Raw genomic sequence first — 20,306 nt, 5'->3', positions numbered from 1 at the left:
AAAAGGGGGTACACATGAGCACTGAAGTCATGACATTTAAAGCACATGTAACAGAAAATGTTGAAAAGGTCATCGTGGGAAAAGAACGTGAAATAGAGCTGATGATGACGGCTTTTTTAGCCGGCGGTCACCTCTTGCTCGAGGATATGCCTGGGATGGGCAAGACCATGCTCGTCAGAGCGTTTTCAAAATCGGTGGCACTGCCGTTTAAGCGGATACAGTTTACACCGGATTTGCTGCCCTCAGATGTTACCGGCATTCAGTATTACAATCAGAAAGAAGGGGCATTTGTCTTTAGAGAAGGGCCCCTGTTCGCTAATGTGGTGTTGACGGATGAAATCAATCGGGCGACGCCGCGTACGCAGTCGGCGCTTCTCGAGGCCATGGAAGAATCTCAAATTACAGCTGACGGTGAGACCCGCATGCTGAGAAAGCCCTTTATGGTAATGGCGACACAGAATCCCGTGGAATCCTATGGGACATTTCCGCTGCCGGAAGCTCAACTCGACCGCTTTATGATGCGTTTTAAACTGGGGCTGCCGACGCTCTCAGAAGAAAAGGATATTGTTTTGAGGCAGAATCAAAATCCGATGGCAGCCGTTCAGAGCCGCTACGACACACAGACGCTCATGGCACTGATAGAATCGGTTAAATCGGTGCATATTTCAGAGGCGTGTTTGACGTACCTTCTCGGTGTCGTAGAAGCGACGCGGAAAGATAAAGAGGTGCGGTTGAAAGTCAGCCCGAGAGGCTCAATTGCCCTTTTTAAGGCCTCTCAAGCCAAAGCTGCGCTTTCGGGTAGAGATTTTATTGTGCCGGAAGATATCCAGTGGCTGGCACCTTATGTCTTAAATCACCGGATGCAGATTAACGGGGTCACCGGTGTCGAAGAGACGACGGCCTATGTAGAGGCTTTGGTGAAAACGGTGCCGGTACCTTTGGAGGCGCAGTAACATGTGGGTGTTGGTGGCAGTTGTCTGCGTCGTCTTTGTACTCAATCGACTGACCTTAGCCAGAGGGCTTGACGGGCTTGACTACAGCCTAGGGTTTGGGAAGTCGCGTGTGGAAATCGGCGAGCCGTTTGACGTCATCAGCCGAGTTGAGAACAGGAAATGGCTGTTGGTTTCGTATTTAAAAATTGAAGAACATTTTCCAGAAGCGTTTGAGAAGAAGCGCTGTGCCTACGCCTTGTCTTTGTTGCCCTTTCAAAAGCTCGTGAGAACCCATCGGGTTACTGCTCATCGGCGCGGGCTTCACACAGCGCGGGCCAGTCGTTTGGAACTGGGTGACCTCGTCGGGCTAAAGAGCGACGTCTTCTATCGCGAGACGGGGTGTCAGATAGCGGTATTGCCTCAAAAGCGCGATTTGGAACGTACCTTGGTGCCCTATGGCGACCCCCATGGCACAATGTCCGTCAACCGCTGGATTCTCGATGACCCCTTGATGTTTATGGGGGTTCGCGCGTACACGTCAAGTGATCCGATGCGGCATATTCACTGGCCGAGCACGGCGCGTACAGGGGCGTTAATGGTGAAAAAGTTCGATCATACGCAGGACAACAGCACCTTGGTACTTCTAGGGTGTGAAAGTCACACACTTGGGGAAAAGGATCCGGGAACAGAGGCGGTTGAATCGGCGTTGGAGTACGCGAGAGCGGTGGTGACGCTCTTGGAAGAGAAGCGAACGCCGTATGCGTTTCGATCGTCTGCTAAAGACAGCGCTTTTTACCTGAACAGCGGGCTGGGAACACACCATTTAAACGCCGTTCTCGACCATCTCGCACGGGTAGACTATCGGTTGAACTTCTTTTTAGACCAGATGCTCGAAGCGGTTGAATCGACGTTTACCTCATTGGTCATCGTGGTGCCGTGTGTCTTGCCGAGGCATGTTCATGAAATTAACCGCCTCTATGGACGGCTCCCCAAAGTCGTCCTCATCTCGATGTCTGAAGACAACTTGTCTCAGATACACCCGGGCATTTGCCGCTTGACGAGGAGGGCCGTATGATGGGACTGTTTGTAATGGAGTTCTTCTTGGTTACGGCTTATCTGATGAGCCTTTTAACCCTCGTCTTTAATGCGTTGACACCGTTGGAAATGTGGGGGGTATGGGCGTATACATTTGGAGTAAGTCTTGTGACGGTGCCCCGAATACACAAACAACCGCTTTTTTTACTCTTATTATTTGCACCGCTGCTGTGGTTCAAGAATTCACTTGCAGGCGTTGTGATCTTCTTGTATGCCGGCGGCATAAGTGCTTACGGTGTTGTTCGGGAAAATCACCTCCTGGATTACAAGCATTTGGTCATAGCGGGCTACGGGGTTCTCGGCCTGTTTTTTGCAGGCTGGTTAGGGCTAGATGCCTTGTTTTCAGAGGTTTTTGACCAGCGGTTTAAAAGTGCCAGCAGCCTAATCATCGCTTTTGTAATGATGTCGTTTCTATTTTTGAGGACTTACAGACATTCTGAAAGTCAGCTGTCCACAAAAGAGTTGAGAAAGAGCAATTTGGCTATAGGGGGGCTGATGGCGACGACCTTTGTTTTGGCGCATTTTGACGAGGTCAGAACGCAGCTTTTCGAAGCCGTACGCACGGGCACACAATCGGTTGTGCACTTTCTGTTAAAGCCGGTGTACGCTATTTTTGCAGATTTTGGTTTTGAAGAAAACCCTTTTGAAACGCTTGAGGAAATTTCAAGCGATACGCAGACGTTGCAAACGTTTGGCGAAAGTGCCGGCGAAGCGACACAAACGGCCCAAGAGGCGGCTGTAAACTGGGCGCTACTTCTTTTTAAAATAGGTCTTTGGGTGATAATCACCTTGTTGGGGGCCTTTATCCTCTATAAGGTCTACAAGATGTTTCGCTTTAAAAGTGCACGAGAAAAAGCGACTGACGACGGTGTGACTGTAAAAAAGACTTTTATAAAGCGAGAAAAAAAGCCTAAAAAAGGGCGGTTGCCGCTCTTTAGACAGACGCCGACTGCTAAAATCAGACGGCTTTATCGAGTGCATATGGCGTCGCTGACACTCGATAGACGCCTCGATACCACCAGTGAAGACGTGGCGCGCCAAGGTGAAAGAGAGGGTTTCGAGGCGGCAGATGCTGTTAAAACGTCCTACCGATTGGCGCGTTACAGCGCTGAACCGGTTTCAAAGTCTATGGCGGAAGCGTTTAAAAAACTCATAAAATAAAAAACGTTTGTATGCAGAAGTGTAGTGCCCCCAATAAGTGAGACCTAAAATCCAGTCTATGGGGGGCGCTACAAGTGTACAAACGTTTTTTTATCTGTTAACTGTTAATCGAGAATGGGGTCGCCAGCGTAGATAATGCGGTCTTTCCCCTGTGATTTCGCCGTGTAAAGAGCGTCGTCGGCTTTGTCTACATAGGTCGTCACTGTGTCGCCGAGGGCTGGCACGGCACTGTACACGCCGGTACTCACTGTAACGGCGTGGGCAATGCCAAGGTGTCCACCACAGAGTCGCAACTTTTGCTTGATGTTTTTAGCCACGTGTATAACCCCTTCACAGTTGGTGTCATAGAGGGCGACGACAAACTCGTCGCCGCCAAATCTACAGGCGAAGTCTGTACGGCGGTGTAGGGTCTCTTTGAGACAGGCGCCGACGCTTTTCAACAGTTCGTCGCCGATGACGTGTCCGAAGGTATCGTTAATCTCTTTAAAGTTGTCGATATCGATCATTAGGAGCCCTAGAGCGCAGTCGCTTCTAAGCGCCAACTGGATGTGCTGTTCGAAGACGTTGTCAAAATACCGTCGGTTGTAGAGGCCGGTTAAAGGGTCTTTAATGCTGAGGGCTTCAAGGCGGCAGTTGGCGGACTCAAGTTCACTGTTTACTTGTTGCAGCGCCGCATTTTTACGGATTAGGACTCGATGTGTTTTGAGCTTAAAGAGGATTTTCACGGCACTGCCAAGCAGCAACGCGTACAAAAGCATTGCCCAAGGCGTTTGAAACCAAGGCCTTTTAATGACAAAAGAAATGCGGGTTTTATCGCTGACGATGCCGCTGTAAGACTTGGCGTAGGCTTCGAAGTGATAGTTGCCGGGCGGTAGGTTGCTGTAGGTGATGCTCGGCGTTTGGCCGAGGTTTAGCCAGCGGGTATCGTGGCCGTTTAAACGGACATAGTATGTGATTTTTCCGGGGTTGGCGTACTCAATAGCCGTCAAATTAAAAGTGACGCTGTTGTCTTCAGGTCCCCATTCAAAGGGTTTGCTGCCGCTGTAATCGACGGGCTTCTGATTGACGGCGATTTCTGTAACGTAGAGCCGTGGCAGTACCAGAGGCTTAGAAAGGTATTGCGCATCGATGGCCGCAATGGCATCGATGCCGCCAAACAGCAAGTCGCCGTTAGGATGTTTGGCGTAACCGGAAGCGTACGTATACCCGCCGACGCCGTCTTCCGGATAAAAGGCTTCAAAGGCTTTACTCGATTTGTCAAACTTGTTTAGACCAAAGAGTGTTGAAAGCCACAGGGTCTCTTCACCATCTTCCAGTATGCCCAGTACGGTGTTGTTGGATAACCCGTCGGTTTCGGTATAAGTGATAAAGGCATCTGCATCGGCGTCGTAAGTTGTAAGACCACCGCCGACGCTGCCGATCCACACGTCGCCGCTATGGTCGATTGCAAGGGTTCTAACCGCATTGCTCGGCAAACTCTGGTGATCTCCTGCCGTTCTGAAATACGTTTTAAACTGTGTTGCGTTCTTTTTAAGGACGTTGAGACCGTCGTTTGTACCGACCCAAAGGGTGTCCTCAGGGTCGACTGCCAAGGCGTAGATGGCGTTGTCAGAGAGCTGACCGGCCTCTTGACGAAAGTGGGCCAAACCACCTGTTTTTAAAGTGTAGGCATAGAGACCGCGAGTAGCGGTGCCGACCCAAAGTGTGTCAGGCGCTTGATAGGCTAAACTGTAGATGTGGACGTCTTTAGGAAGGCCGATGGGGTAGGGTCTAAACCGATTTTGAGTAGCGTCAAACCACTTGAGGCCATTGTTTCCGCCGAAGAGGAGCAGGTCGTCGGGAAGGGTGACGGCGGCAGAAACGATGCTGCCTGTTTCTTCAAGTGGGTATTTTTCAGTGGTGCCGGATTCCGGGTTGAGGCGTTCGACGCCTTTGTTGTACACGCCTGCCCAGAGACTGCCTTTTGTATCGGGGTAGAGCAACTGTACTTTACCTTGGCTCAAGCTATTTTCGTCAGATGGCTTATGGGCGAACTGGATAAAGTTGCGCTTGGTCGTATCAATTTTCACGAGGCCACCGCCGTTGGTCCCTACCCAGAGGATGTCGGAAGTGCTCGTTGCCAAACTGTAGACGATTGTACTCGGGAGTGCCTCTTCAAGCAAGTGTTCTGTCGTGCCGTCAAGATGGATCTGGTAGAAGCCATCGCCCCAAGTGCCCACCCAGATGGAACCCCTTGAGTCGGTCAAATGGGTGTAGAGTCTGGGGGTTTTAAGAAGCTGTTTGACGTCTTTTGACGCGGTGTATCTGTAGAGGCCATGTCCCCACACGCCGACGAGCAGTGTACCGTCTCGTGTTTCTGATAGGGACATGACGGCATCTTTGGGCAGGTCGACGACGGGACAGATTGCCCCGCAAGAGACGTCGTATGTGTAGAGACCGGCGTCGGTGCCGACGTATAAAGTGCCGTCAGCGCTGTAGTGTAACGCTCGAATGGCCTTGCCTTCCAGTTGATAAGCGGTTAGCTCATCGGTTTTTAAGTCAAGGCGGTTCAGGCCGTCAAGGGTACCAATCCACACCGCTTTTTCTGTTTCAAAAGCGATGGCGGTAACTACGGGGTGGCTGAGACCGTCGGGGCGTACTTTGTAATTTTTAAATGTTCTCGTGTTAAGATCGAGTCGGGAGAGCCCTTGATAAGTTCCGATATAAAGCTCGTGGCTTGAGTCTTTATACGCCATAGTCTGAATGAGATTATGTAAGAGTCCAGTGTCGTCAAACGGTTTGTGGCGAAGCGTTTCAAAGTGATGACCGTCGTACAGGTTGAGACCGTCTTGAGTTCCGATCCATAAGAACCCGTCTTTATCCTGTACAATGGCGGAAACGGCTTCATTGCTAAGTCCGTCTTCTTGACGAATGTGTTCAAACACTGGTAGGACGTGAGAGTCGGTAGCATAGGCAGGTGCTGTAGCCAGTAAAAATACAGATAAAATCGCAAGTATCCCCCTAAAATACTTGTTTAACATATTGTAACCTCCTATAAAAACTATTTATATATACCCACCAGTTGATTTTCTATTCTTGTTTTTTGAGTCGACAATGTTATCATATACATGAGGTAAAATCCGTTTTTAAGGAGGCTTTTATGCAATTGGATTTGAACTGTGATTTAGGAGAAAGCTTTGGCGTTTATACAGTCGGCTGTGACGAGGTCATTATACCGTTGATTACATCGGCAAATATCGCGTGCGGTTTTCATGCCGGTGATGCCGACGTCATGGCCAAAACGGTGGCGCTTTGTAAGAAAAACGGCGTACAAGTCGGTTGTCACCCGGGATACAAAGATTTAGAAGGTTTCGGAAGACGGGCGATGACCATGACCCCTTCTGCCGTTAAAAATAGTATTAAATATCAGCTGGGCGCTTTAATGGCCTTTGCGCGGTCGGAAAATGTTAAAGTTGGGCACCTTAAGCCGCACGGCGCTCTATACAATCTCGCAGCGAAAGATTTTGAGATAGCGTGTGCCATTGCCGAAGGCATTTACGAAGTAGATCCCAATGTGCGGTTGATGGGTCTCGCGGGGTCGGAAATGATTCGTGCTGCGCAGACGGTAGGCATTCCCTATATACGCGAGGGGTATGCAGATCGCCGGTACACAACAGAGGGGACTTTGGCCTCCAGAAGCTTGCCGGGTGCGGTTATTGAGGATGTGGACCAAGTGGTGGCGCAAGTTCTTCAAATTGTTTTGACGCAATCGGTCACTGCTGTAGGCGGCGAAGTCATCGGCCTTGAAATCGACAGCCTTTGTGTTCACGGCGACAACGCACACGCGCTGGAAGTGGTAAAAGCTGTACGCATGGCCATGGCTTTGCACGATGTGGCGCTCGAAGCGCACGGTGGCAAACGATGACCCCCAGAATCGCCTGTTGTGGCGACTGCGCCGTTACAGTGTATTTTGAGAATCGAATCGACCCCGCTGTTAACGACGCCGTCGTGGCACTTGACGCGGCACTTAAAAGTCGACAGATAGAGGGGCTTATAGAAACTGTGCCGGCTTATCGCGAGTTAACGGTGGTATACGACCCTCTGCGACTGAGTTTAGAGGCGCTAAATGAAGTTATTGAAACCTGCCTAACCACTGTAGGAGATGCGGTGAGCACCGAGCCGCGCATCGTGGAAATTCCCGTTGTATACGGTGGGCGCTACGGACCGGATATCGAGACGGTGGCGTCGCACAACGGTCTCACAGTAGACGAAGTGGTGGCACTTCACACCGGGCAAGTGTACAGAGTCTATATGCTGGGGTTTACACCGGGTTTTCCCTACCTCGGTGGCCTCGACAAGAGGCTTTTCACGCCACGACTGAAAAAACCGAGGCTCTCCATTGAGGCGGGATCTGTGGGCATTGCAGGCGAGCAAACGGGCATTTATCCACTTTCGAGCCCAGGGGGCTGGCAACTCATTGGCCGCTCTCCTAAAAAACTGTTCGACCTAAGTGCGCAACAGCCGTTCCAATTGGTTGCAGGAGATTTTGTTAAATTTATATCGATTACAGAAGAGGAGATGGCGGCTTATGAAAGCAAGAGGTGTTGAGATCCTCCAGACGGGCATGTTAACGACGCTTCAAGATGCGGGGCGTACAGGGTATCGCGCACTGGGCGTGCCGCTTTCAGGTGCGCTGGACGACAGGAGTTTTGCCATTGCCAATGCGTTGCTGGAGAACCCTGAAAATACAGCTTGTCTCGAGATGACCGGCATCGGCGGACAGTTTTTGTTTCACGAAGACGTCGTCCTCTCAGTGACTGGGGCAGACATGTCGCCAGTAGACGCAAAGGGGCATCCGATTCCTATGTGGAGCGCCTTTAAAGTGAACGCGGGAGAGCGGGTAATCTTTTCAACTGCGAAAACGGGGATGCGCACGTATCTAGCGGTAAAGGGTGGTTTTCGGTGTGCCCCTCTTCTAGGAAGCTGTGCCACGTATACCCGTGGTAAGATTTACCCTCTGTTTCACCGTCCCCTAGCCAAAGGCGACGTTTTAATGTTAGAGGCGCCTGAGAGCCAAGCAACGGATTTCGGCTATTATCTGCCAGTGGCAAATCGGCCCGTGTTTGAAGAACAGCTGAAGCTGAGAGTCGTCATGGGTCCCGATGAAGCCGCCTTTACTGAAGAGAGCCTTCAACAGTTTTTAACTGGTCGATACACGGTGACACCTGCGTCTGACCGTATGGGATGCCGATTGAGCGGCCCGTCGCTGGTACACACGACAGGTGCCGACGTCATATCCGGCGGCATTGTTCCCGGGGCTATACAAATACCGGGAGACGGCATGCCGATTGTTTTAATGAAAGATGCGCAGACCACAGGGGGCTACACAAAAGTCGCACATGTTATCGGCGCAGATCTCTGGAAAATGGCACAGGCAAAACCGGAAACGCAGGTCACTTTTGAAGCGGTCTCTGTCGAGCTGGCACACGAAGCCTATAGACAGCAGACAGCGTGTATAGAACAGACTTTTGAACGGCTGGATTTAGGCGCCGCCTCGCATTACGCTGTACGCGTAGATGGCAAGGCGTTTAAGTTGACCCTCACAAGGCGGGAGGAGGCCGACAATGACAGTTGATTGTTGGCCGCCGGCGCTGATAAAAGTAATGGAGACACTTGAGGTCGCAGGCTACGGCGCCTATTTGGTGGGCGGAGCGGTAAGAGACCTCATACGCGGCGTCTCACCGAAGGATTACGACGTGACCACCGATGCGCGACCAGAGGCGGTTAAAGCGCTTTTTGAAAAAGTTTATGAAACCGGCGTGCGCTATGGAACGCAGACCGTTGTTGTAGACGGCATGCCGTTTGAAGTCACGACATTTAGGAGCGAATCGGATTACGACGGAAGAAAGCCTGCTGCCATCGTGTTTACAGATTCTCTAAAGGCCGATTTGTCCAGACGGGATTTTACCATGAACGCCATTGCGGTGGACCGCCGTGGGTGCGTGTACGACTTTTTTGACGGACAGGCGGCTATTTCCAGAGGGAAGGTTAACTTTGTGGGCAATGCGTTTGACCGCATAGAAGAGGATCGATTGAGAATTCTGAGGTTTGTCCGGTTTCAAAGACAGCTGGACTTCGGAACCGACGAGAAAATTGATTTTCCTATTGATTTATCGCCGCTAAGTGCCGAGCGCATTCGGGCGGAGTTCGATAAGATTCTCATGACCGAAAAGCCGTCAAAAGGCATCAAAGACTTGATGGCGCTTGGTTTGCTGCAACAGTTTATGCCCGAAATTGCGGCGATGGCGGGATTTGACCAACAAAACCCCCATCACGATAAATGTTTGTTGACACATACCTTGTGCGTGCTCGACGCATTGCCCAAAGAGTTACCGCTTCGGCTCGCCGGCCTTTTACACGACGTGGGAAAACCAGAGACCTTTAGCGTGGACACCGAGGGCATCGGACACTTTTACAACCATCATCGGGTTGGTGAAACCCTCGCTGAAACCGTCCTTATGCGGTTGAAATACGACCGGAAAACGATACAAACAGTGAAAAGCCTCGTTCACCATCATATGCTGTACTACCCGAAGGTAGATAAGAAAGTGGCGAAGCGCTTTTTAAACAAAGTGGGCGTCGATGAGGTTGGGTACTTGCTCGAACTGATGAAGGCCGATCGAATAGCGACAAAACCACCACATGACCTCGAAGATATTGAAGCGCTACAGGCACTTGTCACGACTGTTTTAGATGAAGCACAAACCTTTTCAATAAGAGACCTCGCAGTCAATGGACACGATGCCATAGCGCTGGGCTACTGCGGTCGGGACATCGGGCAGGTGTTGTCCGGATGTTTGGAAGCTGTTATCGACGAGCAGGTTGTCAACGAAAAAAACGCCCTTATCGAGTGGGTGCGTACAAAATACAAACAATAGAAAAAAGCGTAACGTTCCAAGTAACTGTGAGCCGGTGGACGTTACGCTTTTTCTCTGTCTGCGTGGCCGAGATGGGCATCTATTTTTTCGTAGAGTTTTCGAGGTTGTATCGGTTTGGTGAGAAAGTCGTTCATTCCCGCTGCGAGACACCGTTCTTTTTCGTCTTCAAGGGCGCCGGCTGTCAAAGCGATAATGGGAACGCTTGCCTTTTTGAGTACGGGAAGCGCGCGAATGGCGAGACTGGCGGTAACGCCGTCCATAACGGGCATTTGAACGTCCATTAAAATTAGCGAAAGGGGGGTGACTTCCAAACACGCCAGTGCCTCTTGGCCATTTTTGGCTTTGTGGATGTGTGCACCGGTGTATTTTTTCTGTATAAAACGTTCGATGACCAAGGCGTTCATGGGAACGTCTTCGACGATGAGAATGTCAAAGACAGACGTGTTCGCCACGTCTAGATGGAGATCGAGAGGGAGGGGCGTTTTAACAATAGGGCTGTCAATATACGGCGTCTCTAGCGTGAAGAAAAAGGTGCTACCACCGCCTAGCGTCGAAGTAAATCGAAGCCGGCTCCCCATTTTTTTCAGCAGCAGATTGGAGATGCTGAGCCCGAGGCCCGTACCGCCGTATTTTCGAGTCACTGAGCGATCGCCTTGCTCAAAGGCTTCGAACAGCCTCTGTTCGGACTCAGGTGAGATGCCGATGCCCGTATCGGTTACCGAGATGCTCAATCTACCGGAAAAGCGATCGGTTTTTTCAAAAGATGCACTTAGTGCCACTTTCCCAGCGTCGGTGAACTTGACGGCATTGCCGAGCAAGTTCACGAGTATCTGACGGAGTCGTGCCCCATCTACGACGATATAGTTGGGCAGGTTACTTGTGGTGACGGTAAGAGTCAGTTGCTTCTGTTCCGCAGTGTAGCGCACAATATCTATAGCGCTACGACAGAGGGTATTGAGTGCTGTTTTTTCAGGAAAGAGTTCCAGTTTCCCCGCTTCAATTTTAGAGAAGTCCAAGATGTCGTTGATGATATCGAGAAGGGCGTGTCCGGCAGTATGGACGTATTCGACGTATTGCTTTTGTAGCGCGTTAAGGGGCGTGCTGAGCAGTAGGTCCGTAAAGCCGATAATGCCGTTGAGTGGGGTGCGAATTTCATGGCTCATATTGGCGAGAAATTTGGATTTTGCCAAACTGGCCTTTTCTGCATTGTCCTTGGCGGCGAGTAACTCGGCTTCTTGTTTTTTTCTGGAAGTGATATCCCGCGCAATGCTTTGGATATAGAGCGGGGTACCGTCGTCGTTCAAAACGGTTTCAATAGAGATTTCCACTTCGATAACGGTGCCGTCTTTTCTTCGAAACTTTCGCTCTACTTTTCGATTCTCAGGTGTTGTTTGCAAGAGCTTCAACACTTCTTCGCTTTTCTCGACTTCCGCAGAAACGTCTTTGTAAGACATGGTGAGCAGTTCGGCTTTGCTGTAGCCGAGCATCTCACTGCTCCGACTGTTCACGGTGAGATGCTGTCCGTTTAAATCTAAAATAAAGATGGCGTCGGTGGTCTGCTCAAAGAGGCGTTCTAATATTTTTATATGTAAACTCATACGTTAATCTCCTTGTAAAAAAGGGTAGTATATGGGATAGGTCTCGTGTACAGTTGCTTTGCTGCCAACGATACAGTACACAGAGCCGCTAGGGGCTTTATCTAATAATACACCTGTTTGGCGAAGGCTAAACAGATTAAAGAAAGAAGGCAATTTTATGAAAAGTACTTATATTCCCGAATGCAGCCTAGAGGCATTGAGAGCTGAGCTAGGGGTATACACTTCTGAGAAGCGCTTCCAAGCTATTATGGTTTGGGCATGTGACGACAACGCTTACGATGCGGAAGAGCTGAGCGCTCTTTTAAGGTCGTTGCCTTTACCAGTGTTTGGTGGGAGCTATCCAGCGCTGCTTTACGAAGGCCGTAAAAGGCAGTTTGGCACTTTAGTCATCGGTATTGAAAAAGCAGTTCGCTCTGCCATCTTTAAAAATATCAGCCAGAACGAAGAGGTTATATGCGAACAGCTGAGGGCATTTTCAAAGGGGTTGACCTACAACCACACGGTGTTGTTGGCTTTTGACGGCCTATCCGGCGGGGTCGATTGGTTCAAAGAGCAGTTATTTGATGAAATGGGACTTGTTTTCAACTATTTAGGTGGTGGTGCAGGGAGTTTGTCGTTTGAGCAAAAACCTTGTGTCTATACCAATGAAGGGGTTCTGGAAGACGCTGCAGCATTGCTTTACATAGACAGTCTATCAGGCATCGGCGTAGCGCACGGGTGGCATCCGATTACAGAAGAGATTAAGGTGAGTCGGGCGAATCAAAATACGGTTTACGAACTCAATGGTAAGCCTGCACTAGAGGTTTACAGTGATAAAATCGAACGCATTTCAAATATTGAGGTAACCACCGACAATTTTTTTGATGTCGCTAAGGCCTTTCCCTTTGGCATTGCAAAGATGAGTCAAGAAATGATTGTGAGAGACCCTATTGCTGTAGGCGCGGACGGTAGTATACGGTGTATTGCACAAATGCCTCAAAATGTCTTTGTTCATATATTGAACGGATCGAATCGCTCGCTTATTAATGGCGCTATACAAGCTCGGAAGAGCGCCTCCGACGACTTTTATAAAAAGAAAGGGTTCGATGAAGCCAATGGAGAGTGTTTTGCGATGGTAGTGGACTGTGTTTCTAGGGCACTTTTTTTAGGCGACGCCTATGACGCTGAAATCGAAGCATTAAGTGACGGCATCCCTGTTGTTGGGCTATTGACACTGGGTGAAATCGCAAATACTGGTCGTGCTTACTTGGAGATCTACAACAAGACCGTTGTCGTATCCTACTTGGAGGTGTAAGATGAGTTACGCAATATGGCTTCAAATACTGATGGAAATTGCGCTGGCGGTTAGCCGGGAGCAAGAACTCAAGACGCTGCTTTACAGAGCTGGCCGAGTATTTTTGAAAAAGCTCGACTGCTTGTCGTTTCAAGTCTACGGCTTTGAAGAGGGGATCCCTGTATTGCTATATAAAGCACCTGGCATTATAGAAAACTTAGAGGTTCACTTGATTTCAGTTCAATCTTTTGCCGCCACAGATGACGAATGGGATGTGTATGAAGTCAGCGGGCAACATGTCTACACTTTTAAACTGAAGGATTTTGGGGTACTGGTGTTGACGCGTGCCGATAAAATGGAGACGCTTTTTGTTTCAGAACTGCTCCCTATTATCGATATGTTTGCTGTCAATTTATTGGCGTGTCACACGTTTATCCGACAAGTCGATCTCGAGAACTTTCAGCGCATGCTCATGTCCCTTGCGTTAAAGTTTATCAATGTCGAGGCTCAGCAAGCCAACGACGCTGTCAACGACGCTTTAAAAACGGCGGGCGAATTTTTCAGTATTGATAGAACGTATGTCTTTAGCTACGATTTTGAGAGCGGTGTTATGAACAACACGCATGAATGGTGCAGTTGCGATATCGAACCGTCTATTGATTCGCTCCAAGAAGTCCCCATTGCCATGTTTATGGATGTTTGGGTTAGCAAGCATATGCGTGGGGAAATTTTGTTGGTGAGATCGGTAGACGCTTTGGATCATCAGTCGCCGCTGTACGAAGTGCTGTCTGAACAAGGTATACAGAGCTTGATTACCATACCGATGATGCACCACAAGACTTGTGTTGGTTTTGTAGGCTTCGATGCCGTAAACACATTGAAAAAGTGGAACGAAGATGAGATTTCACTGCTAAAGGTTTTGGCGGAGATGGTTGCCAATCTACAGTTGAAAAAACAGTATGAAAAAGAGCTTCTCGAAGCAAAAAAACTTGCTGAAGCAGCTAGTCAAGCCAAGAGTCATTTCCTCGCTAATATGAGCCATGAAATTAGAACGCCGCTCAATGGCATCGTGGGAATGACGTATTTGCTCAACGATACCGACTTAACAATGAATCAAAAAGAGTACTTGAAAATTATCAACGACTCCATCGACGCCCTAATGAGCATTATCAACAATATTTTAGATTTCTCTAAAATTGAAGCGGGACACTTTACTTTGAATGAAGAAGTGTTTGATTTTGAAGAAGAAATTTTCAGAGTGTGCGGTATGCTCAACGCCAGAGCTTCAGAAAAACAACTAGAGTGGATTGTGGACTATGCGTCAGATGCCCCCAAATGTTATATTGGAGACGGCGTACGCATCCGTCAGGTGTTGCTCAACCTCATCGGCAATGCCGTCAAGTTTACGCACGAGGGGTCGATTATCGTCAAAGTCGGCTATGGCGATGAAGGTCTTAGCTTTTCTGTTGTGGATACGGGGATTGGGATTTCAGACAAAGCCCAGAATGAGATTTTTGAACAGTTTACTCAAGAAGATGATTCTTCTACGAAAAAGTACGAAGGAACTGGACTTGGTCTCGCCATCACAAAACAGCTGGTGGAACTGATGGGTGGATCTATTGAGGTGCAAAGTGTCGTCGGAGAGGGAACCACTTTTACGGTAAACTTACCAATTCAAGTGACCCCTCAACCGTCTAAAGGCGATGAAGTGTACACTTTACTCAGAGGGAAATCGGCAATTGTTGTCGACGATCACCCAGTTAACTTAAAGATACTGAAGACATACTTAGAGTCTGAGGGTATAGAAGTGACTTTGGTAGACAGTGGATTAGAAGCGATATTGACCATTGAAAAGCAGTATGAGCAAGGGACACTGTTCGATTATGCTCTGATCGACATGGTAATGCCAGGCATGAATGGGGTCATGCTCTGTCAGATGATTCGCTCAAAGCCCGCTTGGGCGTCCATGTACTTAATGATGCTGTCGTCAAATGTGGGGTCGAAGAAAGATCGCGAATACGAGGCATGTGGTTTTGACGTTATTATGGCCAAGCCTTTTTCTAAAAAAATGCTCCTCGATAAAATGAAGGGCCTTCTGAAGCCAGAAGAGGGGGGGGCCACTCTGGAACGACCGCCGGTGGCTGAGCCGTCAAGGACCATGGGGATCCAAAGAAAAGTCCTCATTGTCGACGACAACGCCATTAATCGCATGACGGTACGCCATTTGTTAACCAAAGCGGATTACGAGGTGCATGAAGCCGAAAGTGGTGTCAAGGCTTTGGCAATGCTTGAAGAACGCGTCTTTGACTTGATTTTAATGGACATCCAGATGCCTGTGATGGACGGCTACGAGACGACCCGTTGTATTCGAGAAGGCGCGTCTCAGAACAAACAGATTCCCATAGTAGCCATTAGTGCCAATGCCCTTGAACAGGATCGGCAAAAGTCCTTGGCGTGTGGCATGGATGGCCATATCGGCAAACCTTTTAAAGTAGAAGAGTTGCTCGCCATTGAGCAACAGATAGATCAGATCTCTGCGGATACCGAAAAACAGATTTTTGACCAGATGACTTTTTTGCGACATTTTGAAGAGGATAGAAACCTGGCAGAAGAAGTGTTGGAGATTTATACGACAGATTTTGACAACTTTGTAGAGCGTTTTCAGCAAGCGTTGACACGTGATGCTCTCGACGAAGTTCACAACATCGCACACGAGCTGAAAGGTGCTTCCAGCTACGTTGCGGCAGAACGCATTGTCGGACTCTGTACAGAACTTATGAGAACCGAATGCCTCGACGACGCCCGGCGGATGATTAAAGTGCTTATTGGCGAAAAAGAGGCTTATTTTCGAGCAGCCGAAGTTTTCAAAAGGGGGGAATAGGATGAAAATACTTATAGCCGAAGACAATCGCGTTAGCCGGACGGTGCTCAAACGTTACATAGAGGGATTCGGCTACTGTGTGTACGAAGCGAGTGACGGTTTCGAAGCTCAAATGGTGTGGGAAAAATATCGACCGGAAATGCTAATTGCAGATTGGAACATGCCCGGGCTGTCAGGGCTTGACCTCCTCAGGTATATTAGGGCAAATGGTGATGGTCATTACACGTATGTGGTCTTTACAACATCTCGAGATCTTGGAGTCGATATGAAGACAGCCTATGATGCCGGTGTAGACGACTATTTGAAAAAGCCTTTTAGTCGGCAAGAACTCTTTCTTAGAATGAAAGCGGGGGAGCGTCTGCTCAACCTTCAGTCAAAGGAACTTTTGGTTTACGCTTTGGCACGTCTTGCTGAGACGCGGGACAAAGAAACCGGTGCCCATCTCGAAAGAATTCGAACGTATTCTCGGCTTATTGCAGAAGCACTTGGGAACACTGCCGCCTACGCTTCGGTTGTCGACGGCAACTTCGTCATGAGCATCTACGAGACGAGTCCTTTACACGACATCGGCAAAGTGGGCATTTCAGACCGAATTCTGCTTAAAAAGGGGAAGCTGACTCCTGAGGAGTACGAACTCATGAAGGCGCATACGATTATCGGGCGCAACACACTGCTAGAGGTCTCTAGACATGGGTCGAGACCTTTTTTGAAAATGGCTATTGAAATTGCAGGGAGCCACCACGAATGGTGGGACGGCTCGGGGTATCCGGACGGTCTCGAGGGAGAGGCGATTCCCCTTTCGGCGCGTATTGTGGCACTGGCCGATGTGTACGATGCCCTTCGGAGTCGGCGCGTTTATAAAGAGGATATACCGCACGAGTCCGTTGTCGAGCAGATTGTCGCGTTAAAAGGCCGCCAGTTTGATCCCACTGTCGTGGATGCTTTTTTATCAATTGCCGATTACATCGGGTCGGTAAGCGAAAGCTTTGGTGAGTAAAAAGCTTGTGGCGGTGTTAAAATCAAGCTGAAAATTGTAGGGTTTTAAATCGAATCGTTTTCTCAAAAAAGTTCTGGAGTTTTCTTCGCGAAAAACTCTAGGATTTTTTTATTTGCCCAATGGGGCTTATTAAAGTAGGGCTGTGTGAGGACAGAAATAGAGATAAATATTAAAAAAATTAATTTTTAGTTGAAAGTGTAAGATTTGGGCGGTTGAAACGTTGTTATTATAGAAAAGGGTAAAATAACAGCCATAGCCTGAGAGAAGAATTGCTATTTTGATAGGGATTTTAAAGGTAAATAGTTTCTTATTTTACATGTTCATACAACTATAAACCTAAAATCAAATAGTCGGCTGTAAGTTGAAGGAGTTATTATGAGACGTGTTAAAACATTATTTGGAACAGTGTTGTTAGTAACTTTGCTATGCTTTAATGGAGAAATTTACATCTTGTACCTCGACAATTTTCAAAACAGTTTTTTTCAATCGAGTTTTAGTTTTGGAACGAGTGCCACAGCAACTGACAATAGCCAAATTGTGAGGGATTTTAAAGTGGCTGCCGCAACACATGAAGTCGACTTTTTCTTTGTCAACCGTAAAATTGTGTCCGCTTATTATAATGAAATTACGATTTACGGTACAGAAAAGGCCTTCGACGCCATCCGCACAAAGGGCATAGAACCGGGGCTTTACAAGAGCCTTTTTATGGGGACCGTTGACGTTGTATTCAAGCCATTTGACACAATTGAGGCTATTAAAAAATACGAAGCGTGTTATTACGTTGGTGGCGATGCAGAGCTTGGTAATCTGCGTGCGTTTAAGAGGGAACTCATATCTCCATATGGTGGTGGTTTTCCAAAACTCTATGGTTCTGACAAAGAGCTTTGGTCTAATTTGCTGACGGTTTGGTTACTCGCCTTTACGATGATGCTCTTAATGACGGTGTATGAACTTCTAAATAGGAGAAAAGAAGTGGCTGTTCGGGTGGTATTAGGTGCAAATCTATTTAAATTGTTTGCAAATTATAGTGCTAAGGATTTGATTGCCTATAGTGTAATACTAATCGCCAGCCAATGGGTACTTTCGTATGTAACATTTTCGGCTTTTAAGTACGCGTATTTGCTTTTGGCTTTCATAGGATTTTTAATGGTGAACACATGGATTCACAGTTTTATTTTTAACATAAATTTCAAAAAACATCTGTCTTCTCAGCGTAAGGCATCTGTATTGTTAGGGGTTAATTTTACGTTGAAAGTTCTATTTACGGCTATGACGCTACTCATTCTTTCGAGCAATTTTGTAGGCATTATGCATGGTATAAATTTGTATAAACAAAGGACGTTCTTTGAAACACATAGAGACTATGCGTACTACAATCTTTCGTATAAGCCTGATGAAAATAGAACTTACAATGCGTACAGGGTGCTAAACAATCGTTTTTATAGGCAATATCATGACACATCTATTCAGTATACAGATTATACCCAAAATATGACAGAGGCATACCCAATCGTGTTTATTAATCAGCCTGCTAAGGAAGAACTTGCTTTACAGTATCCTTTTATAGACAAGTTGTTGAGTGAGAAGAAATTTGCAGTCTTAGTACCTGAGAAAGTTCGAGAGCGCTCTGAAGTTATGTCATTTATTCAGTTGGCCTATGAAGCGCGATTTATGGGATTTGTAGACAGAAAGCCCGAACCTATTTACTACAGTGAAGAGCTAGATATGGTCGCTGTGGATAATCGCTCAGGTTATTTGACAACGGCGTATCGCAACCCAATTGTTTTTTACTACAATAGTGCAAGTGATAAAATTCTAAATCAGCCTTGGGATTTTAATGTTAAATCGATTTTATTTAAGATTTCCAATAAGGATTTTGAGGCGTTTGTGAAAGAAAATGCTCTGGAATATGAAATCGCGTCGAGGTCAAGCGCCTTTGAAGTGTATAAAGCTCAGTGGGATACCGCTTTTAGAAACATACGAATGCTAACGGTTTTGTCCGTTTTACTTCTTGTTCTCAATTTGAGTTTAGATGTATTAATCATCCAGATGTCCTATCATTACAATGCCGTAGAACTGGCACTCAAAAAAATCTACGGGTATACGCTATTCTCGAGACATAGGCGACTGATTTTATCCACCCTATTCAGCGCGGTTTTCAGCATCTTGTTGACAGTACTGGTTTTTACATTTGGAATCAATTTTGTAGGCCATCGCAAGTATTTGGTATACATTGGACTTGGGATGATGCTTATTGAGCTCATCTACATTATTCGAAAAGTACACACGGTCGAACGCTATAGTTTGGTGTCTATATTAAAGGGGGAAAGTATATGATTGAAGGTATTGGCCTTAAGAAGCAGTTTGGTGATTGCATTTTATTCAATAATTTAAATTTTAAAATAGAATCTGGTGAAGCCGTATGTTTTTCAGGGGTGAGTGGTTCCGGTAAGACGACGCTTCTTCATATGATTGGCTTAATTGAACCTTTTGACAGTGGAAAGCTTCTTATTGACGGCAAGGCTTATAAAAGTAGACGTGATAAATTGATGTATTTTAGAAAGGACGTAGGGTTTTTATTTCAAAATTATGCGCTTATTGAAAACAAAACGGTCAGAGAAAATCTAGAGTTGGTTCATAAAAAATATAGAACTGAATACACAGTTGAAGAGGCCCTTCGCATTGTGGGACTCGAAGACAAAATTGATGTCGCCGTCTATACCCTTTCCGGAGGAGAGCAACAGCGTGTAGCGCTGGCGAGGCTCTATTTGAAACAGTGTTCTATTATCTTGGCAGATGAGCCGACGGGGTCATTGGATTCAGAGAATGCGCTTCGTGTTGTAGATACACTGTTGTCCCTTAACAAGCAAGGCAAGACGCTCATAGTGGTAACTCATGATGAAGAGATTAAAAGACGGATTGGCAAGGTGTATTTATTATGAAATTGTCTCATCTATCATTTGAGGAGGTGCGTGTATGAGCAAAGATGATTCTCAATTTGTAATCAATTTTATAGTGTATCTCTATGGAAGTGCACTAGCCGTGTATTGTTTTTGGATAGAATCGGAAGCTTTAGCCTATCCTTATACAGTCTTTGTACTTTTTTATATAGTTGTCACATTAATTTTGCAGAACAAAGGCTATCTCTTTGATACTTGGAAACTTAAAACTAGAGTCAGGACAGCTATTCTACTATTCTTAGGACTGGTCTATTTGTACACGATGGTAAAAAGAGTCAACTATGTTTTTTCAACAGCCTTGATGATGGGATTGTTCCTAAATAACCTTGTAGAGTACAGAGCATATAGAAAGTTATGAGACACTGCTCGATCTGTGCAATAGGATAATGGTACGGTGTGAGGCATGCTAGTGTGCCTTTCACGGATACAGACTATTTGGCATTTTTAATTTTAACGAGACAGTACACCAGATAAATTGATGTGATACTGTTA

At 47.2% G+C, this 20,306-nt stretch carries 15 protein-coding genes; 13 read left to right on the top strand and 2 right to left on the bottom strand.

The window, feature by feature from the left end; translation table 11 throughout:
• Positions 1-14: 14 nt before the first annotated feature.
• The 3 genes from ACR6HW_RS06955 to ACR6HW_RS06945 are packed head-to-tail and all read left to right on the top strand — an operon-like array spanning position 15 to position 3,188.
• Positions 15-953 carry an AAA family ATPase gene (locus tag ACR6HW_RS06955; protein WP_455730426.1) on the top strand — a complete coding sequence of 313 codons (939 nt, stop codon included), beginning with the start codon at positions 15-17 and terminating at the stop codon, positions 951-953.
• Between the two features lies 1 nt (position 954).
• Positions 955-2,007: a DUF58 domain-containing protein gene (locus tag ACR6HW_RS06950; protein ID WP_455730425.1), complete on the top strand. Its 1,053-nt coding sequence runs from the start codon at positions 955-957 to the stop codon at positions 2,005-2,007.
• Positions 2,004-3,188: a hypothetical protein gene (locus ACR6HW_RS06945; RefSeq protein WP_455730424.1), complete on the top strand. Its 1,185-nt coding sequence runs from the start codon at positions 2,004-2,006 to the stop codon at positions 3,186-3,188. Before ACR6HW_RS06950 ends, ACR6HW_RS06945 begins: the two co-directional genes overlap by 4 nt.
• 104 nt (positions 3,189-3,292) lie before the next feature.
• Here ACR6HW_RS06945 and ACR6HW_RS06940 read toward each other — a convergent pair whose 3' ends face one another.
• Positions 3,293-6,208, bottom strand: a complete 2,916-nt coding sequence (locus ACR6HW_RS06940) for a ligand-binding sensor domain-containing diguanylate cyclase (protein ID WP_455730423.1) — start codon at positions 6,206-6,208, stop codon at positions 3,293-3,295.
• Between the two features lie 119 nt (positions 6,209-6,327).
• Here ACR6HW_RS06940 and ACR6HW_RS06935 point away from each other — a divergent pair, with 119 nt between their 5' ends.
• Genes ACR6HW_RS06935 through ACR6HW_RS06920 form a run of 4 tightly spaced genes read left to right on the top strand, consistent with a single transcriptional unit; the run spans position 6,328 to position 10,105 of the window.
• Complete coding sequence (locus tag ACR6HW_RS06935; protein ID WP_455730422.1) at positions 6,328-7,092, top strand: 5-oxoprolinase subunit PxpA; 765 nt, start codon at positions 6,328-6,330, stop codon at positions 7,090-7,092.
• Complete coding sequence (gene pxpB, locus ACR6HW_RS06930) at positions 7,089-7,775, top strand: 5-oxoprolinase subunit PxpB (protein ID WP_455730421.1); 687 nt, start codon at positions 7,089-7,091, stop codon at positions 7,773-7,775. Before ACR6HW_RS06935 ends, pxpB begins: the two co-directional genes overlap by 4 nt.
• On the top strand, positions 7,756-8,802 hold the full coding sequence (locus tag ACR6HW_RS06925) for a 5-oxoprolinase subunit C family protein (protein WP_455730420.1): 1,047 nt from the start codon (positions 7,756-7,758) through the stop codon (positions 8,800-8,802). Before pxpB ends, ACR6HW_RS06925 begins: the two co-directional genes overlap by 20 nt.
• Positions 8,792-10,105 carry a CCA tRNA nucleotidyltransferase gene (locus ACR6HW_RS06920; protein WP_455730419.1) on the top strand — a complete coding sequence of 438 codons (1,314 nt, stop codon included), beginning with the start codon at positions 8,792-8,794 and terminating at the stop codon, positions 10,103-10,105. Before ACR6HW_RS06925 ends, ACR6HW_RS06920 begins: the two co-directional genes overlap by 11 nt.
• A gap of 41 nt (positions 10,106-10,146) precedes the next feature.
• Here the strand turns inward: ACR6HW_RS06920 and ACR6HW_RS06915 are convergent, their stop codons facing one another.
• The gene (locus tag ACR6HW_RS06915) at positions 10,147-11,703 is read right to left on the bottom strand and encodes a PAS domain-containing hybrid sensor histidine kinase/response regulator (protein WP_455730418.1); all 1,557 of its coding nucleotides are present in this window, start codon (positions 11,701-11,703) and stop codon (positions 10,147-10,149) included.
• A 157-nt stretch (positions 11,704-11,860) separates the two neighbouring features.
• Here ACR6HW_RS06915 and ACR6HW_RS06910 point away from each other — a divergent pair, with 157 nt between their 5' ends.
• The 6 genes from ACR6HW_RS06910 (at position 11,861) to ACR6HW_RS06885 (ending at position 20,172) form a co-directional block, all read left to right on the top strand.
• Positions 11,861-12,997: an FIST signal transduction protein gene (locus ACR6HW_RS06910; protein WP_455730417.1), complete on the top strand. Its 1,137-nt coding sequence runs from the start codon at positions 11,861-11,863 to the stop codon at positions 12,995-12,997.
• A gap of 1 nt (position 12,998) precedes the next feature.
• Positions 12,999-15,857: a hybrid sensor histidine kinase/response regulator gene (locus ACR6HW_RS06905; protein ID WP_455730416.1), complete on the top strand. Its 2,859-nt coding sequence runs from the start codon at positions 12,999-13,001 to the stop codon at positions 15,855-15,857.
• Position 15,858: 1 nt separating this feature from the next.
• The gene (locus ACR6HW_RS06900) at positions 15,859-16,854 is read left to right on the top strand and encodes a response regulator (RefSeq protein ID WP_455730415.1); all 996 of its coding nucleotides are present in this window, start codon (positions 15,859-15,861) and stop codon (positions 16,852-16,854) included.
• A gap of 375 nt (positions 16,855-17,229) precedes the next feature.
• Entirely contained in the window at positions 17,230-19,191 is a 1,962-nt protein-coding gene (locus ACR6HW_RS06895) for a hypothetical protein (protein WP_455730414.1), read from the top strand.
• Positions 19,188-19,796, top strand: coding sequence for an ATP-binding cassette domain-containing protein (locus ACR6HW_RS06890; protein ID WP_455730413.1), 609 nt, complete (start codon positions 19,188-19,190; stop codon positions 19,794-19,796). The genes ACR6HW_RS06895 and ACR6HW_RS06890 overlap by 4 nt, the downstream gene beginning before the upstream one ends.
• A 34-nt stretch (positions 19,797-19,830) precedes the next feature.
• Positions 19,831-20,172: a hypothetical protein gene (locus ACR6HW_RS06885; RefSeq protein ID WP_455730412.1), complete on the top strand. Its 342-nt coding sequence runs from the start codon at positions 19,831-19,833 to the stop codon at positions 20,170-20,172.
• Positions 20,173-20,306: the final 134 nt, after the last annotated feature.

Source organism: Fusibacter sp. JL298sf-3, from assembly GCF_053842995.1.
Note: the sequence above shows the minus strand (reverse complement) of the source record. Positions and strands in the feature narration are given on the sequence as shown.

Coding starts and splice junctions, on each gene's coding strand:
- ACR6HW_RS06955 (WP_455730426.1), top strand. CDS start 15: ATGAGCACTGAAGTCATGACATTTAAAGCACATGTAACAGAAAATGTT.
- ACR6HW_RS06950 (WP_455730425.1), top strand. CDS start 955: ATGTGGGTGTTGGTGGCAGTTGTCTGCGTCGTCTTTGTACTCAATCGA.
- ACR6HW_RS06945 (WP_455730424.1), top strand. CDS start 2,004: ATGATGGGACTGTTTGTAATGGAGTTCTTCTTGGTTACGGCTTATCTG.
- ACR6HW_RS06940 (WP_455730423.1), bottom strand. CDS start 6,208: ATGTTAAACAAGTATTTTAGGGGGATACTTGCGATTTTATCTGTATTT.
- ACR6HW_RS06935 (WP_455730422.1), top strand. CDS start 6,328: ATGCAATTGGATTTGAACTGTGATTTAGGAGAAAGCTTTGGCGTTTAT.
- pxpB (WP_455730421.1), top strand. CDS start 7,089: ATGACCCCCAGAATCGCCTGTTGTGGCGACTGCGCCGTTACAGTGTAT.
- ACR6HW_RS06925 (WP_455730420.1), top strand. CDS start 7,756: ATGAAAGCAAGAGGTGTTGAGATCCTCCAGACGGGCATGTTAACGACG.
- ACR6HW_RS06920 (WP_455730419.1), top strand. CDS start 8,792: ATGACAGTTGATTGTTGGCCGCCGGCGCTGATAAAAGTAATGGAGACA.
- ACR6HW_RS06915 (WP_455730418.1), bottom strand. CDS start 11,703: ATGAGTTTACATATAAAAATATTAGAACGCCTCTTTGAGCAGACCACC.
- ACR6HW_RS06910 (WP_455730417.1), top strand. CDS start 11,861: ATGAAAAGTACTTATATTCCCGAATGCAGCCTAGAGGCATTGAGAGCT.
- ACR6HW_RS06905 (WP_455730416.1), top strand. CDS start 12,999: ATGAGTTACGCAATATGGCTTCAAATACTGATGGAAATTGCGCTGGCG.
- ACR6HW_RS06900 (WP_455730415.1), top strand. CDS start 15,859: ATGAAAATACTTATAGCCGAAGACAATCGCGTTAGCCGGACGGTGCTC.
- ACR6HW_RS06895 (WP_455730414.1), top strand. CDS start 17,230: ATGAGACGTGTTAAAACATTATTTGGAACAGTGTTGTTAGTAACTTTG.
- ACR6HW_RS06890 (WP_455730413.1), top strand. CDS start 19,188: ATGATTGAAGGTATTGGCCTTAAGAAGCAGTTTGGTGATTGCATTTTA.
- ACR6HW_RS06885 (WP_455730412.1), top strand. CDS start 19,831: ATGAGCAAAGATGATTCTCAATTTGTAATCAATTTTATAGTGTATCTC.